This is a genomic window from Streptomyces sp. NPDC001700 (assembly GCF_053596435.1).
The window spans coordinates 206,069-221,874 of the sequence record NZ_JBSFGE010000006.1 but is presented as its reverse complement, the minus strand read 5'-3'; the positions used below and the strand labels follow the sequence as shown (position 1 = coordinate 221,874).

General features: G+C 73.1%; 14 protein-coding genes. 2 read left to right on the top strand and 12 right to left on the bottom strand.

What is annotated here, in order from left to right:
* Positions 1-9: 9 nt before the first annotated feature.
* The 8 genes from ACWC5C_RS14500 to ACWC5C_RS14465 all read right to left on the bottom strand — a co-directional run bounded on the left by ACWC5C_RS14500 (position 10) and on the right by ACWC5C_RS14465 (position 9,571).
* Positions 10-1,770, bottom strand: a complete 1,761-nt coding sequence (locus tag ACWC5C_RS14500) for an AAA family ATPase (protein ID WP_450875878.1) — start codon at positions 1,768-1,770, stop codon at positions 10-12.
* A 162-nt stretch (positions 1,771-1,932) separates the two neighbouring features.
* Entirely contained in the window at positions 1,933-3,354 is a 1,422-nt protein-coding gene (locus tag ACWC5C_RS14495) for a DUF2201 family putative metallopeptidase (RefSeq protein ID WP_450875877.1), read from the bottom strand.
* Positions 3,355-3,519: 165 nt separating this feature from the next.
* Complete coding sequence (locus ACWC5C_RS14490; RefSeq protein ID WP_450875724.1) at positions 3,520-4,500, bottom strand: MBL fold metallo-hydrolase; 981 nt, start codon at positions 4,498-4,500, stop codon at positions 3,520-3,522.
* 58 nt (positions 4,501-4,558) lie between these two features.
* Positions 4,559-6,085, bottom strand: coding sequence for a glutamate synthase subunit beta (locus ACWC5C_RS14485; RefSeq protein ID WP_450875876.1), 1,527 nt, complete (start codon positions 6,083-6,085; stop codon positions 4,559-4,561).
* A gap of 36 nt (positions 6,086-6,121) precedes the next feature.
* The gene (locus ACWC5C_RS14480; RefSeq protein ID WP_450875723.1) at positions 6,122-7,210 is read right to left on the bottom strand and encodes an NAD(P)H-dependent flavin oxidoreductase; all 1,089 of its coding nucleotides are present in this window, start codon (positions 7,208-7,210) and stop codon (positions 6,122-6,124) included.
* The gene (locus tag ACWC5C_RS14475) at positions 7,210-7,944 is read right to left on the bottom strand and encodes a CoA-transferase subunit beta (RefSeq protein ID WP_450875722.1); all 735 of its coding nucleotides are present in this window, start codon (positions 7,942-7,944) and stop codon (positions 7,210-7,212) included. The genes ACWC5C_RS14480 and ACWC5C_RS14475 overlap by 1 nt, the downstream gene beginning before the upstream one ends.
* Positions 7,941-8,810 (bottom strand): CoA transferase subunit A, encoded by an 870-nt coding sequence (locus tag ACWC5C_RS14470; protein ID WP_450875721.1) that lies wholly within the window; start codon positions 8,808-8,810, stop codon positions 7,941-7,943. The genes ACWC5C_RS14475 and ACWC5C_RS14470 overlap by 4 nt, the downstream gene beginning before the upstream one ends.
* Complete coding sequence (locus tag ACWC5C_RS14465; protein ID WP_450875720.1) at positions 8,807-9,571, bottom strand: enoyl-CoA hydratase family protein; 765 nt, start codon at positions 9,569-9,571, stop codon at positions 8,807-8,809. Before ACWC5C_RS14465 ends, ACWC5C_RS14470 begins: the two co-directional genes overlap by 4 nt.
* An 86-nt stretch (positions 9,572-9,657) precedes the next feature.
* Between ACWC5C_RS14465 and ACWC5C_RS14460 the strand changes: the two genes are divergently transcribed.
* The gene (locus tag ACWC5C_RS14460) at positions 9,658-10,476 is read left to right on the top strand and encodes an SDR family oxidoreductase (RefSeq protein WP_450875719.1); all 819 of its coding nucleotides are present in this window, start codon (positions 9,658-9,660) and stop codon (positions 10,474-10,476) included.
* Positions 10,473-11,387 carry an SDR family oxidoreductase gene (locus tag ACWC5C_RS14455; protein WP_450875718.1) on the top strand — a complete coding sequence of 305 codons (915 nt, stop codon included), beginning with the start codon at positions 10,473-10,475 and terminating at the stop codon, positions 11,385-11,387. The genes ACWC5C_RS14460 and ACWC5C_RS14455 overlap by 4 nt, the downstream gene beginning before the upstream one ends.
* A 77-nt stretch (positions 11,388-11,464) precedes the next feature.
* On the opposite strand, the gene ACWC5C_RS14450 is transcribed toward ACWC5C_RS14455, so the two are convergent.
* The 4 genes from ACWC5C_RS14450 to egtC all read right to left on the bottom strand — a co-directional run bounded on the left by ACWC5C_RS14450 (position 11,465) and on the right by egtC (position 15,806).
* Entirely contained in the window at positions 11,465-12,541 is a 1,077-nt protein-coding gene (locus ACWC5C_RS14450; protein WP_450875717.1) for a GDSL-type esterase/lipase family protein, read from the bottom strand.
* A gap of 42 nt (positions 12,542-12,583) precedes the next feature.
* Entirely contained in the window at positions 12,584-13,846 is a 1,263-nt protein-coding gene (locus ACWC5C_RS14445) for a transglycosylase family protein (protein ID WP_450875716.1), read from the bottom strand.
* Positions 13,847-14,088: 242 nt separating this feature from the next.
* Positions 14,089-15,054, bottom strand: a complete 966-nt coding sequence (gene egtD, locus ACWC5C_RS14440) for an L-histidine N(alpha)-methyltransferase (protein WP_450875715.1) — start codon at positions 15,052-15,054, stop codon at positions 14,089-14,091.
* Positions 15,051-15,806 carry an ergothioneine biosynthesis protein EgtC gene (gene egtC / locus ACWC5C_RS14435; RefSeq protein ID WP_450875714.1) on the bottom strand — a complete coding sequence of 252 codons (756 nt, stop codon included), beginning with the start codon at positions 15,804-15,806 and terminating at the stop codon, positions 15,051-15,053. The genes egtD and egtC overlap by 4 nt, the downstream gene beginning before the upstream one ends.

The window sequence follows — 15,806 nt, the reverse complement described above, 5'->3', positions numbered from 1 at the left end:
GGGCCGGGCTCATCCGGCGCCGGACAGCTCGGCCATCCGGGCCAGCGCGCCGATCCAGAACCGCTGCCGCTCCGGCGACTGGCCCACCATGTGGGCGGCGCGCAGCTTGGGCGGCATATGGCGCAGCAGCCGGGCGACCACCTCGGCGTTCCGCTTGAGCTGGGACACCTCGGCGTTGGCGAACACCTGGTGCACCAGATCGGTGTCATTGGTCCCCTCGGCCGACGTCTCGGACGCGGCCGCGAGCCGGGCCTCCCAGCGGTCCACGTCGCGCGCTATCTCCCGCAGGCCGATCACCCGCCGCTCGGCCCGCTCGGCGAGCCGCGCCTCCAGCTTGGACAGTGGCACCGGGGCGTACTCGCCCTCGCCCAGATAGATCAGCCCCGTCTCCAGCGGCTGCCCGGCGTGGTGCAGTTTGATCAGCCGCTCCAGGGTGCGCTTGGTGATCCAGTCCCGGCCCTCGTCGTCGATGTCGTTCTTCCACCACTCCAGAACCGTCTCGGCCACGTCGCCGTAGGTGGCGATCAGCCACTCGTTGGCCGGGATGTCCTGCGGACTCACCTCGTAGCTCACCGTGAAACGGCTGGCCTGGGCCACGTTGTTGCTGCTGACCAGCAGCTTGCGGCCGAGGTGGTACGGCGGGTTCTGCAGCGCGACCTGGGCGCGCAGCCCCGGGATCGGCCGCCCGGCCAGCGACCACTCCTGGGTGATCTCCATCAGCTTGGCGAACGTGGCCTTGTCCTTGGGGCGGTTGTACTCGTCCCAGACGATCACCTTGGGGTCGGGTCCCATCAGCGCCCGGCTGAACAGGGTGTCCAGCGTGCCGTCCGGAGTGGGGATCGGCACGCACAGGTCTTCCACGTTGGTCACCGGCAGTGAGAAGTACACCGGATCGCTGCCGCTCTCCTCGTGGACCACCGCCTTGGTGATCTCCGTCTTGCCGCAGCCGGGCGGGCCCTGGAGCAGCACCGCCCAGTTCTCCCGGACCGCGGTGCGCAGGATGGACCGGACCGGGTCGGGGATGGTGGCGGGGTTGGCGAGGCCCAGGGCTCCGGCGATGGCGTCGAGAAGCTCGGCGGTGCGGTCCGGGCCGGGCGTGCCGTCGGCCCCTCGGTCGCGCAGCCGCAGCCGCACCCCGCCCACCAGCGGCAGCCCCCAGGACAGCGGAAACCCGGCGCGGGCGCAGTCCAGGACGTGCTGGAGGGTGCGCGGAGCGAGTAGCGAGCGCAGATACGGGGTGAGCCCGGCCCAGATCTGGAACACCCCGGTCAGGTCCCAGTCCGCGTACCGCTCGGCCAGCGTGGACCGCCAGGCGGTGTCATTGGCCGTGATCCGCAGGGTGACCATGCGGTCCAGGACGGCCAGATCGCTGCGCCGGGCACTGGTCTCCGCGAGCGACTCGTTGTCCGCGAGGAACACCCCGACACAGCCGAGCGCGCGCAGATCGTGTTCGCCCAGCGTCCAGTTGCAGGCGATCTGCATCAGCTGGGACTGGATGGTCTCCCCGGCCTGCAGTGAGTCGTCGATGAGCAGCACGAAGGGGACGCCCGGGTCGAGCTGACGCATGATCAGCTGAGTGAGCGCCAGCTCCCCGGTGCGGTCGTCCCGCACCGGCGCGTTCACCAGCAGATCGTCGGGGGTGAGGTTGGCCGCGGGGACCAGGATCACCTCGGTGCCCGGATAGGCTTTCGGGATGTAGGAAAGAAATGTCGATGTCTTGCCGATGCCGTGCTCGCCGAAGACCTGGCCGGTCTGCCGCATCGCGATCATGGCGCTGATGAACTGCTCCAGCCGGGCCCCGGTCCGCCCCGGCGACGGCGCCGTTGCCGCCGTCGTGTCCACACTGCTCACGGTGACTGAATCCCCCGTTGTTCCGTGTCGTTCGTTCCTGCGCGTCCCCGCCCGTCCGGCGGCCGGGGACCGTTCCTCGGCTCAGCTGTCGCCGGTGACCACCCGGTGGCAGGCCATCGGCGGATGGTGCCGCTCCGGCCAGTCGTCACCGCCGTCCGTGATGAGCCAGATCCACCGGTCGGGCTCGGCTGGGGTCACCTTCCGGGCGTGGCCGTCAGTGACCATGATCACCGCGTCGGCGCGCTCCTCGAACCGCCGCCCGTCCACGGCCCCCCGCCCCTCCACGTAGTCCACGACCTGCTGGAAGTCGGTGCCTCCGCCGCCACGCACCCGCTCGCCCGGGACGAACGGCATCAGCGCGCCGTCGAAGCTCAGCCAGTGGCTCTCGACCCCCTCGGCGCGGCCCACCAGCGAAGTGATCCAGTCGATCACCGGCTGGGGCATCGACCCCGAGGTGTCCAGCGCGATGACCACGACCTTGGTGCGCTCCGCGCCCCGCCGCGCCAGCATCGGATCGTGCCCGAGCGCCAGCAGCACCGCACCCTGCTTCTTCGGGTAGATCAGCCGCTCGCCCTCGCGCAGCTTGGAGGCGAGGGTGTCGGACAGCCAGCGCCGCCACCACTCCACCCGCCGGGTCCGCTGCGTCTCACCGCGCAGCGCGCCCAGCCCCATCCGCCCCCACATCTTCTCCAGCCGCTTGCCGCCGCCGGTGGTGCGGTCCGCGAGGGCCAGCAGCTCGTCCCGGGCGAGCCCTTCGGTGCGCAGCGCGCCGCGCATCACCTCCGCGAGCGTCTCCTCGACAGCCGAGGTCACCGCCTCCGCGTCCATCGGCGGCCGGTTCGCCTCACCGCCCTCGCCGTCCCCGCCGGGGCTCATATGGATACAGAGGACCGGCGGCACCGGAGGGGTGCGCATCCGCTTCAGCTCGCCGTAGATCCTCAGGTCGGTCTCGGTGAAGTGCCGGTAGGACAGCGGCTCGAGGCCCTGCTCGCGCAGGTCGGCCACATAGCGCTGGTGCACCTCGCGCGGATCGACGCCCACCGGCTCCCGGCGGGTGCCGCCCGCACCGTCCGGCACCTCACGGGTCGGCAGACCGCCCTGCGCCAGCCGGGCCAGCGCCACATGGTTGATCGCGACTTCGGCCGCCAGGTCGAAGACCGGGTCGGCGCGCAGGTCCTCGTCCACGTACAGATGGCGGTGGATCAGATGCCGCGCCTCGTGGAACAGGACGAACCGCACCCCGCTCGGCCCGATCGCGACGAAGAACTCCGGGTTGTACAGCAGCAGACAGCTGCCGTCCCCCGTGGCCACCACCGCCGCCGTGTCCACGGCCGTGGTGGGGATCTGGTGGTGGCACTTCGCGTACAGCCACGAGGACACCACGCTGTCCTTGACCCCGAAGTCCAGCAGCGCCGCCTCCTTGAGCCTGCGGCCCTCCTCGGCCACCGCCGGATCGTCGGGCCCGCAGGCCAGCAGCGCCCGGCGGTCGGCCAGGTCGATCACCCCCCGGCCCGGCGCGTGCCGACTTTCCCCCGCTACCTGTGCCACTGCCTTCCCTCCGCTCCGACCTGCACGGGAGCGTAACCCCTCGCCGTGGGCGGCCTGTTGCCGCCCACACCGAAAACGTTATCCGCCGGGTCTGACAACGCGGCGGGGGAGTGCGCGCGGTCAGCCCTGCCGCAGGTCCCAGGCCACCTGGGCGACATCGGCGATCATGGCGACGATGTCCGGCCGGTCCTCCCCGCCGTTCAGATGCCGGTACTCGGTGCCCACCGTGATCACCATGCGCTCGGGCAGCCCCGGCCGGGGAAAGGCGTTCTCGGCGATGACCTTGCGGGCCGCCTCCAGGGCGGGGACCCCGGCCGCGTGCAGCTGGTGCGCCCGGTCCCGGATGTGTTCCAGATAGCCGATGTGGCCGCGGACGCCCTCCCGGTCCAGCACCGGGCCGTGGCCGGGGACGATGGTCTGCGCGCCGGTGTCCAGCACCCGCTCACAGGCGGCGATCACACTGTCCAGCGGACCGGCCCAGTGCACCGCGTGGTCGCCGGGGTCCTGGGGGCTGGAGGCGAAGATGACATCGCCGGTGAACGCCACCTTCTGCTGGGGCAGATACGCGATGAGATCGCCGGTGGTGTGCGCGGCGGGCAGCGCCGTCAGCTCCACCGGCACCTGCCCGATCCGCAGGTCCAGTTCGCCCGTGAAGGTCGTCGTGGGCTCGACGACCTCGGTGCCGTCCCAGTCGAACCGTCCGAAGTGGCTCTGGAGATACCACCCGAGCGGGGTCGCCGGGTCGCTTCCGCGCACCATGGCGTGCAGCTGCTGCGGAGCCGGTTCGTACTCGATGTGGCCGAGCGCCTCGCGGGTGGCCACGACCTCGGCACCGCGCACGACCTCCGCGCCCCACAGATGGTCACCGTTCGCGTGGGTGACGATCACTCGCCCGATCCCGCCCCCCTCGGGCAGCAGCGACCGGCTGCGCTCCAGGAAGTCCTGGGCCATGTGCCGGTCGTAGGGGGTGTCGATCCAGGCGGCGGCGCCATCGGGGGACACGATCAGCCCACAGTTGGCGAGCCCCCAGCCCGCGCTGGGCGTGGGAGTCCACAGGTGCACACCGTCGGCGAGGGGGAGAAGCGGCGATTGCGAGTTCATGCTCGGCACACTACTCACCGGGACCGGACGTTCCCTCAACCCCCGCCCGCGCCCCGGCTCACGCCGTCATGGGCCGGTCCGCCGGTCCGACCGGGGCCGGGAGCGCGGTGTCGCCCGCCAGATAGCGGTCCACCGCGGCCGCCGCCGAGCGGCCCTCGGCGATCGCCCACACGATCAGCGACTGCCCCCGGCCCGCGTCGCCCGCCACGAAGACCCCCTCCCGGCCGGTCGCGAAACCGGTGTCCCGGGCGATGTTGCCGCGCGCGTCCAGCTCCAGGCCGAGCTGTTCGCACAGTCCGCCGTCCCGCTCCGGACCGCTGAAGCCGAGCGCGAGCAGCACCAGATCGGCCCGCAGCACCCGCTCGCCACCTCGTCCGTCCCCGGGCGCCTCCGTCCGCCCCCGCTGCCCCTCGGGGACGGCTCCGACCAGGCGCAGCGCCCGGACCCTGCCGTGCGGACGCCCCGGGCCCGGCGCGTCCCCCTCGAAGCGGACAGTGGTGGCCGAGAACACCCGGGCGTCCACGTCCGCCTCCGGGGAGGCCGCCCGTTCCCGCGCCTCCTCGTGCGCGGCGGACATCCGGTAGATCTTGGGGTACGTGGGCCAGGGCTCGCCCTCCGCCCGTTCGTCGCCGGGCTGTGGATGAATGTCCAGCTGGGTCACGGAGACGGCGCCCTGCCGCAGCACCGTGCCCAGGCAGTCCGCGCCGGTGTCCCCGCCGCCGACGATGACCACGTGCTTGCCCTCGGCGGTGATCGGCGACCGGTCGTAGTCGCCCTCCTGGACCCGGTTGGCCAGCGGCAGGTACTCCATCGCCTGGTGGATTCCGGCCAGCTCCCGGCCCGGCACCGGCAGTTCGCGCATGGCCCGCGCGCCCACCGCTATCACCAGCGCGTCATAGCGCGCCCTCAGCTCGGCGGCGTCCACATCGGTGCCCACGCCCACGCCGGTACGGAACTTGGTGCCCTCGGCGCGCATCTGCAGCAGCCGCCGGTCCAGATGGTGCTTCTCCATCTTGAACGAGGGGATGCCGTACCGCAGCAGCCCGCCCACCCGGTCGTCGCGCTCGTACACCGCCACCGTGTGTCCCGCGCGGGTGAGCTGCTGGGCTGCGGCCAGCCCGGCGGGGCCCGAGCCGATCACGGCCACGGTCCGCCCCGACAGCCGCTCCGGCGGCTTCGGGACCGCGTAGCCGCTCTCCCAGGCCCGGTCGGCGATGGCGACCTCGACGTTCTTGATGGTCACCGCGGGCTGGTTGATCGCCAGCACACACGCGGCCTCGCAGGGCGCCGGGCACAGCCGCCCGGTGAACTCCGGAAAGTTGTTGGTGGCGTGCAGCCGCTCGCTCGCCCGCCGCCAGTCGTCCCGGGACACCAGGTCGTTCCAGTCCGGGATGAGGTTCCCCAGCGGGCAGCCGTCATGGCAGAACGGAATCCCGCAGTCCATGCAGCGGTCCGCCTGCGCGGTGATGATCGGCAGCAGTCCGCCGGGGACGTACACCTCGTCCCAGTCGCGCACCCGCTCGTCCACCGGGCGGCGCGGCGGAAGGCGGCGTGGTGTGGTGAGAAAGCCCTTGGGGTCGGCCATGACCTCCTCCAGTGCCATGTCCTGGTCTGGCCGCTTTCACCCCACTGTACGGCCGCCCGGCATCCGGTCCAGGGCCTCGGCGGCCTCGGCCATGATCCGTTCCACCAGCTCCGCGCACGACGGCAGATCGTCGATCACCCCCGCCACCTGCCCGGAGGCCATCACACCGGTGTCGGTGCGGCCGTCCACCATCGCCGCCTTCAGCAGCATCGGAGTGTTGGCGGCCAGCAGCACCTGGCTCCAGGACAGCCCCGAGCCGCGCCGCATCGCCCGGCCGTCGCGCACCATGCGCGCCCAGCTCAGCCCGGACAGCCGCCGGAAGGCCGCCGCGTGGCGCACGGCCCGTACGAGGGCGGCGGCGCGCCCGGAGCGCTCCAGGGAGGCCACGAGGTCGCTGCGGAGCATCCGGTGGGGGAGCCCGTCCACCGCCGTGGTGACCGTGATGTCCGAGGCCGTCGCCGCCAGATAGCGGGCCTTCACCGCGGCCGGGACGGTGCTGTCGGAGGTCAGCAGGAAGCGGGTGCCCATGGCGATCCCGGCCGCCCCGTAGGCGAGCGCCGCCACCAGACCGCGCCCGTCGTGGAAACCGCCCGCGGCCACCACCGGGATGTCCACCGCGTCCACGACCTGGGGGAGCAGCACCGTGGTCGCCACCGCGCCGGTGTGGCCGCCGCCCTCGCCGCCCTGCACCACCACCGCGTCCGCGCCCCAGCCCGCCACCTTCTCGGCGTGCCGCCGGGCGCCCACCGACGGGATGACCACCACGCCCGCGTCCTTCAGCCGGGAGATCAGCTCGCGCTTGGGCGCCAGCGCGAAGGACGCCACCCGTACGCCCTCCTCGATGATGATCCGCACCCGCTCCGCGGCGTCCCCCGCGTCGGCCCGCAGATTGACGCCGAAGGGCGCCTCGGTACGCGACGCGACCTCCCGTACCGCCGACCTCAGCCGTTCCGGGGACATGGTGGCGGAGGCGAGGATGCCCAGTGCCCCTGCGTCGGCGGCCGCCGAGACCAGCCGGGGGCCCGCCACCCACCCCATGCCCGTCTGGACGATCGGATACCGGATGCCGGTGAGCCGGGTCAGCGCGGTGTCCATCGACGCGGCGTCTGTCGGCACCGTGCTCATCAGGGCCGTACCTCTCGCTCGCGCAGCCCCGCCGGATCGATGACCTCCCGGATCAGCCGCAGCTCCTCGGCGGTCGGCTCCCGGGTGGCGGGAACGCCGTCGGCGATGGCGAGCGGGAAGCCGGTCGCCTCCCGTACCCGCTCGGCGGACACGCCCGGGTGCAGGGAGCGCACCCGCATGGTGCGGCCGGGCGTCTCGAAGTCGAGCACCGCCAGGTCGGTCACCACCCGGGGGACGCGGTGGTAGCGCGTCGCGGAGGGACCGGCGGCAGCGGCCCGGTCGTAGCCGACGCCGCACACCATGTCGACGCGCTCGACGAAGACGCGCGGGGAGTGCCGGGGCACCCAGTAACTCGTCGGATTGTTGAGCGTGTTGACGGGCGCTCCGCGCACACCCAGCAGCTGCCGCCGGGGCCGCTTCCAGTCGCCGATGCAGGAGATGTTCTGGTTCCCGTGGGCGTCGAGCTGGCTCGCGCCCATCATCACATGGCGCTTGCCGCCCATGACCAGAGCGAGGTGGCGGCGGTACGGCAGCCAGCCCTCCACGGTCTCGTCGTCGGCGCCGACCAGCAGCGCCTCGCCGTCGCTGAGCAGCAGATCAGGCGCGAAGGTGAGCCGCGCCAGCCGGGCGCCGAGCCGTGGTACGAGGCCCATCGGGGCGGCCAGCACCTCCCCGTCGCCCCGCCAGGCCTCGGCGCAGGCCAGCACGCAGTACTCGGCCCGGGTGACGGTCATAACTCCGTGCCCTCCTTCGCGTACGCCGCGACCGCGGCCTGATACGTGTCCTCGCCCCCCGCCAGGAACCGCCGGGTGAACTCCCGCCAGGCCGCCGGATCGGCGGCGGCCCGCGCGTACGCCCGCTGGAACGCCTCGTCCCGCCCGTAGTCGGGGGCGCATGACGTGAAGTGCGCGCCGTGCGGGGTCTCGATCACGCCGGTCACCGCATGGCGGCCCACCAGCAGCGACTGCGGAGCGGCCGCCGCCAGGAACTCCGAAGGGGCGACGACGCGTTCGCAGGAGAGATACGCCTGCTCCGCCGCCTCGCAGAACAGGTCGTCGAAGTACGGATCGGGGCCCAGGTACTGGCCGTTGCCCTGCGCGTCCGCCCGGTTGAGGTGGACGAGCGCGACGTCCAGCCGCAGCGCCGGTACGGCCACCAGTTCCTCGCCGTCCTCGTACGGCGAGACCACCGTCCGCAGACCGGGGTTGACCGTCATCACGTCCGACCCGAGGCCCGCCCGGATCGGCAGGAAGGGAAGCCGGTGCACGGCCGCGGTCAGCCCCCACAGGAACATCGCCTCGTCCAGCTCCACCAGCTCGAAGTCCGCGCGCTCGCGGGCCGCCCGGAAGTGCGGCTCCAGCGGGATCGAATCGAGCGTGGCGAAGGCCGCGACCAGCTTGCGGATCTTCCCGGCGGCGGCCAGCAGCCCGACGTCCGGTCCGCCGTACGAGACCACCGTCAGGTCGCGGACGTCCGAGCGCAGCAGCGCCCGCACCAGCGCCATCGGCTTGCGCCGGGAGCCCCAGCCGCCGATGCCGACCGTCATGCCGCTCTCGATCCGGCCGACGGCCTCCTCCGCGCTCATCCGCTTGTCGCTCATCGCCGCTCACCGCCCCCGGACCTGTCGGATACGAACGCGTCCCGGTGCTTGTCGGCGAGTCCCGCGAGATTCGCCTCGAAGGTGAAGCCCTGCTCGAAGCGGTAGCTGCGGTGGACATCGACCGGGTCGATGCCGTTGATGGCCGCTTTGGCGAGACGCAGCAGCGCGCCGTCCTTGGCGGCGATCTCCCGGGCCAGCTCCAGGGCGGCGTCCCGCAGCGCGGCGCGCGGCACCACCCGCCACACCGAGCCGTGCCGGTGCAGCTCCCCGGCGGTCGCGGTACGCGAGGTGTAGTACAGCGCGCGCATCAGATGCTGGGGGACGAGCCGGGCCAGATGGGTGGCCGCGCCCAGCGCTCCCCGGTCCAGCTCCGGCAGCCCGAACGTCGCGTCCTCGGCCGCCACGATCGCGTCCGCGTTGCCCGCGAGGCCGATGCCGCCGCCGAGACAGAAGCCGTGCACGGCGGCGACGACCGGCACCGGGCAGTCGTAGACGGCCGCGAACGCCGCGTGGCAGCCGTGGTTGGCGCCGATGAGCGCCTGGTGCCCCTCGGTGCGCTGCATCTCCTTGATGTCCACCCCCGCGTTGAACCCCCGGCCCTCGGCGGCCAGGACCACGCAGCGCGTCCCGGGGTCGGCGCCCGCGGCGTGGAGCGCGTCGGCCAGCTCGTACCAGCCGTGCACGGGAAGGGCGTTGACCGGTGGGAAGTCCACGGTGACGACGGCGACGCCCGCTTCGGGGGCGGAGGTGGAGACACCCATGAGCAGATCCGCTACCTTTCCACCAAACGTTTGTTAGGCGTGAAGGTAGCAGCGCCCGGCGCACAACGGGAGGGTGAGAAGGGGCCATGGCCGTCTCCATCGACCTGTCCGGACGCGTCGCCGTCGTCACCGGCGGCACCCGTGGCGTCGGCGCGGGCATCGCCCGGGCCCTGCTCGCGGCAGGTGCCGATGTCATGGTCTGCGCCCGCCGCCCGCCGGACGGCCCGGTCGCGGCCGCCGGGCGCACGGCCCGCTTCCGGCCGCTGGACGTACGGGACCCGGCCGCCGTCGCGGACTTCTTCACCTGGGTGCGCGAGGCCCACGGCCGCCTCGACGTCCTCGTCAACAACGCCGGAGGCAGTCCGTACGGGCTGCTCGCCGAGTCCGGCCCGCGCCGCGCCGCACGGGTCGTGGAGCTGAACCTGATCGCGCCGATGACGGTCGCTCTCGGCGCCTACGAGGTGATGCGCGATCAGGAGGGCGGCGGATCGGTGGTGATGATCGGCAGTGTCAGCGGCACCCGCCCCTCGCCGGGTACGGCCGCCTACGGCGCCGCCAAGGCGGGCCTGGACAGCCTCGCCCGCACCCTCGCTGTGGAATGGGCCCCGGCGATCCGGGTCAACACCCTGGTCCTCGGCATGGTCCACACCGAACTCGCGCATCTGCACTACGGCGACGAGACCGGCGTGGCCGCCGTGTCCCGCACCGTGCCGCTGGGTCGCCTCGCCACCCCGGCGGAGGCGGGCGACGCCTGCGTCTTCCTCGCCTCGGACCTCGCCGCGTACATCACCGGCGCGAGCCTGGCCGTCCACGGCGGCGGAGAGCGCCCGGCGTTCCTGGCGGCGGCGCGGCCCCCGGCGGACGTAGCACCCTCAACAGGCCAAGGATCAGGAGGAGCACGATGACAGGCATCTGCAGCGGACGCGTCGCGGTCGTCACCGGAGCCGGTCGCGGCCTCGGCCGGGCGCACGCGCTCGCCTTCGCCGCCGAGGGCGCGCGGGTCGTCGTGAACGACCTCGGCGTGGGCCCGGACGGCGCCGGGGAGTCCCCGGGCCCCGCCCAGCAGGTGGTCGAGGAGATCCGCGCGCAGGGCGGCCAGGCCGTCGCCCACGGCGGCGACATCGCCACCGCCGACGGCGCGGCCTCCCTCATCGCCACCGCGCTCGACACCTACGGCAGGCTCGACACCCTCGTCAACAACGCCGGTTTCCTGCGCGACCGCATGCTCGTCAACCTCGGCGAGGACGACTGGGACGCGGTCATCCGCGTCCACCTCAGGGGACACTTCCTGCCCCTCCGGCACGCCGCCGCGCACTGGCGTGCCGAGGCGAAGGCGGGCCGGACGCCCACCGCGCGGGTGGTCAACACCAGCTCCGGGGCCGGGCTGCTGGGCAGCGTCGGGCAGGGCAACTACGCGGCCGCCAAGGCCGGGATCGTCGGCCTCACCCTCGTCGCCGCGGCGGAGATGGGCCGCTACGGGATCCAGGTCAACGCCATCGCCCCGGCGGCCCGCACCCGCATGACGGAGTCGACGTTCGCCGACACCATGGCGGCCCCCGGCGCGCCCGGCGCGTTCGACGCGATGGCGCCCGGCAATGTCTCACCGCTCGTCGTCTGGCTCGGCTCCGCCGCCTGCGCCGGGGTCACCGGACGGGTCTTCGAGGCCGAGGCCGGGCGCATCACCGTCATGGAGGGCTGGCGGCCCGGGCCGACCGCCGACAAGGGCGCCCGCTGGACCCCGGCCGAGGCGGGCGAGGCCGCGGCGAAGCTGCTCGCCGCCGCCGAACCGCCGGGGGCGGTGTACGGGGCGTCCTGACACAGCCGAGATACGCGCCCCTCAGGGCACGCACCCGGGTACGCGCCCCTCAGGGCACGCACCCGGGTACGCACCCCTCAGGGCACGCACCCGGCGCGCCGCAGCACCGTCAGGAACCGGGAGGCGAAGACCGGGTGGCCGTCGGCCGAGGGGTGCAGCCGGTCCAGCCCCTCCGGCTCCAGGAGCAGCCGCGTACAGCCGGGGCCGAACACCTCCGGGCCGTGGACGTAGTGCAGGTTCGCATCGCCGTGGTCGCGCAGCAGCGCGACGGCCCGTCGTATGTGCGCCCGGCACTCGCGCAGCGTCATCCCCGAGGGCCCGGGCACCTCCTCCCGCTCGGGCGCGGTGATGGTCGACATCACGGCGAACGGGGTGTCCGGATGCCCCTCCCGTACGGTGCGCACGAAGCCGACGAGCGCCGAGGCGAGCGCGTCGCGGTTGTGGCTGCCGAGCGCCTGGATGTTGATCCCCACGCAGACGGTGAGCAGTTCGGCCGGGAGATCCCGCATCAGTCGCGCCGTCATCGACTGGAGGCAGCAGGCCGCGCCGAGGGACAGCGAGGTCAGGTCCCAGCCGGCGCGGCGGGCCACCAGGGCGGCCCAGGTCCGGCTCGGCGACGCGGCCCCGCGCCCCTGCGAGATGGAGCTGCCGAAGTGGACCCAGCGCGGCCGCTGTTCCGCGCTGTCGCGCTCGACGGCGGCGCCCGCGTCCAGGGACAGCCCGCGCAGCCGGAACTGGTGGTAGTACGGCAGCCACAGCTCAACCGCCGTCATGCGGCCCGGCAGCCCGTCGACCCGGACCTCCGCGTCCCCGCCGTGGGTCTCCAGATGGGCGGTGGCCGTCCGCCGCCCGTCGCACACCACATCGAGCCGGGCCCGCTCCTCGGGGCCGTTCAGCTTCGGCGCGGGATCGGCCTGGTAGCGGCAGACCAGCGAGCGGCTGTCGGTGCGCAGGGTCACCCGTACCCCGGAGGGCATCGCGGCGCGCCCCAACCCGCCCTCGGGGAGATACAGCGCGGCGTCCTCGTACGGCAGCCGCCAGGGCGCGGTCCAGCCGGGGCCGCGCTGAAGGGACACCGCGCCCCGGTAGGTCAGGCGCGGATCGTCGTCACCGATGGCGAGCGGGGCGGGCCGATCGTGCGTGCGCGGGGACATGGGCAGGGAGTCTGGCACGCCCCACTGACAAGGGAGCTTCGCTCAGATGCTGATGCCGCGTGCGCGCAGATAGCTCAGCGGGTTGATGTCCGAGCCATAGGAGGGCCCGGTACGCACCTCGAAGTGCAGATGCGGGCCGGTGGTGTTCCCGGTCGAGCCCGAACGGCCGATCTGCTGGCCGACGTTGACGCCCTGCCCGGCGCGCACCGACAGCTGCGACAGATGCGCGTACTGGCTGTACTTGCCGTCCGCGTGCCGGATGACCACCTCGTAGCCGTACGCGTCCGCCCAGCCCGCCGAGACCACCTGGCCCGTGGCGACGGCCTTCACCGAGGTGCCGACCCCCACCGGGAAGTCGACGCCGGTGTGATGGCCGCTCGACCAGCTGGACCCGGACGCGCGGTAGGCGGTGGTCGGGCTGACGCCGCTCACGGGCGCGGCGAAGCCGGTGGCGGCGGCGGGCTTCGCCGCGGGCTTGCCCGCGCGCCGCTCGGCCTGCTGCGGCTTGGCCTTCGCCTCGGGCTGTGCCTTGGCCTTCGCCTTGGGCTCGGCTCTGTGCTTGGCCCGGGGCTTCGCCTCGGGCTTGCTCTCGGGCTTGGTCTTCGCCTCGGGCTTGGCCTCGGCTTCCGGCGTGGCCTTGGTGACGCGCAGGGAGAGCTTCTGGCCGGGGTAGATCAGATCCGGGTCGGAGCCCACCGTCGCGCGGTTGGACTCGTAGAGCGCGTGCCAGCCGCCGCGCACATCCTGCGCGTCGGCGATCCGGGACAGGGTGTCGCCGCCCACGACCACATAGGGCCCGGACTTCGTGGTCGCGTTGCCCGGCAGGCTGGTGGGCGTCGGCTTGCTCGCCCGGACCCGCTCGGCGGTGTTCGCGCGCTCCTTGGCCGCCGTCTGGACGACCTTGGGCGCGCTCTGCGGAGCTGCGGTGTCCTGCCCCAGACCGGCCTTCCCCGAGCACACCGGCCACGCCCCCGGCCCCTGGCCGTCCAGCACCTTCTCGGCGACGGCGATCTGCTGGGCCTTGGTGGCCAGATCGGCCCGCGCCGCGTAGGCCGTCCCGCCGTACGCCTCCCAGGTGCTCTGGGTGAACTGCAGCCCGCCGTAGAAGCCGTTCCCGCTGTTGATGTCCCAGTTGTTCGTGGACTCGCACTGGGCGACCTTGTCCCAGGTCTCGCTGGACGCGGCGTTCGCGCCCGTAGCGGCGACGAGAGGGAGTGCGATTCCGGCGCCGCCCGCCGTGACGCTCAGCGAGGCACGGGAGATGCGGTTGGGCTTGTAACGGCGGTGGCGTCCCCGTAAGGGCATGGACGGCTCCTTCTTCTGCTGCCTGCGAGGTGCTGCCCGTGAGGCGGGCTGCCAAAGCGGGCTAAACATAAGGGGACCGATTTGGCCACAACAAGAGGGAGTTCACACCGGAAAAGGGTCACAGCGCGCTGTGCTGCGACCCTCTTCCGGCAATGTGATGTGCATCACATAGATTCAGTCGGTGGCTCAAGCGGAACACAGGGTGACGATGACCCGCTGGCGTGTCCCACATGCCCCGTGCGTCACATCCGTACCGCCAGCGACAGTGCGAAACGGCCTGCGGCGTCGGTCCACCAGCGCCTCGACTCCAGCCCCGCGGCCGCCAGTTCGGTCCGCACCTTCTCCTCCCGGAACTTCGCGGATACCTCGGTACGGACCTCCTCCCCGGCCGCGAAGGACACCGCGAGATCCAGCGCGGGGATCTTCACGGTGAGGTCCTTGCGCGCCCGCAGCCGCATCTCGATCCACTCCCGCTCGGCGTCCCACACCGCCACATGGTCGAAGTCCGCGGGGTCGAGATCGGCGCCCAGCTCGCGGCCGAGGACCCGAAGCACGTTCTTGTTGAACTCCGCGGTGACGCCCTGCGCGTCGTCGTACGCGGCGACGAGCGTGGCCTCGTCCTTGACCAGGTCGGTCCCGAGCAGCAGCGCGTCACCCGGCGACAGCAGGGCGCTCACCGAGGCCAGGAACTCCGCCCGCTCGGGCGGCAGCAGATTGCCGATCGTGCCGCCGAGGAACGCCAGCAGCCGCGGCCCCGGAACGTCCTCCGGCAGCGAGAGCCCGCCGAGGAAGTCGGCGACCAGCGCGTGCACCCTCAGCCCCGGATGGTCGGCGAGCAGGGCGTGCCCGGCCAGTTCCAGCGCGCTTTCGCTGACATCCACCGGTACGTAGGCGTGCAGATCCGGCAGCGCGTCGATCAGATGACGGGTCTTCTCGGAGGATCCGGAGCCCAGCTCGATCAGGGTGCGGGCGCCGGTGGCGTCCGCGATCTCCGCCGCGCGCGCGATCAGGATCTCCCGCTCCGCGCGCGTCGGGTAGTACTCGGGCAGCCGGGTGATCTCCTCGAAGAGTTCGCTGCCGCGGGCGTCGTAGAACCACTTCGGCGGCAGCTGTTTGGGGGTGCGGGCCAGCCCTTCGGTGACATCGGCGCGCAGGGCCGCGGCCGTGGCATCGGCGGGCAGGGTGCGGGTGACGGTGAAGGGGCTCACGCGGAACCCTCCTTGAGTGCGGTGAGAAGTACATCGGTGCGGGTGGCGGTGAGCAGCGTGCGGTCGGGGACCTCGGTCCAGCGCGGATCGTCGTCGTACGGCTCGGAGGCGACCACGACGTCGCGGTCCGGTCCTGTCAGGTACCAGAGGGTGTCGCCCCAGGCGGTGGCGGCGATCGTCTCCCCGTCCATGAGCAGCAGGTTGAGCCGCGAACCGGGCGCGGCGGCGGCCACCGCCTCGGTGGTCCGGGCCAGCGCCTCGGACAGCTCGTGGCCCAGCCGCAGCGCGTGCAGCGTCAGCGCCCAGACGAGCGCCGAGTCGCAGCGCGCCTCCAGGCCGAGCAGATCGGCGGGCGGCAGGGACTCGGCGAGCCCCGCGAGCGTGTGCGGCCAGCCGCTGATGGCCCCGTTGTGGCTGAACAGCCAGGCGCCGGAGGCGAAGGGCGAGGCGCCCGCCTCGCCGTCGGCGCTCGCCACGGTGGCGTCCCGTACGGCGCCCATCAGCGCCCCGGTCCGTACCACCCGGGCGAGATCGGCGAACGACAGATCGCCCCAGATGGGCCCCGCGCGCCGGTAGCGCGCGGGCACCGGGTCGCCCGGCGCGTACCAGCCGACGCCGAACCCGTCGGCGTTGACGGTGCCGTGCGCCTGCCGGCGCGGCGCCCATGACTGCGTGAACAGGCTGTGCTCGGGCGCGATGACGACCTCGCCGATGGGCCTCTCGGGCCCCAGGTACGCCAGATGCCTACACAC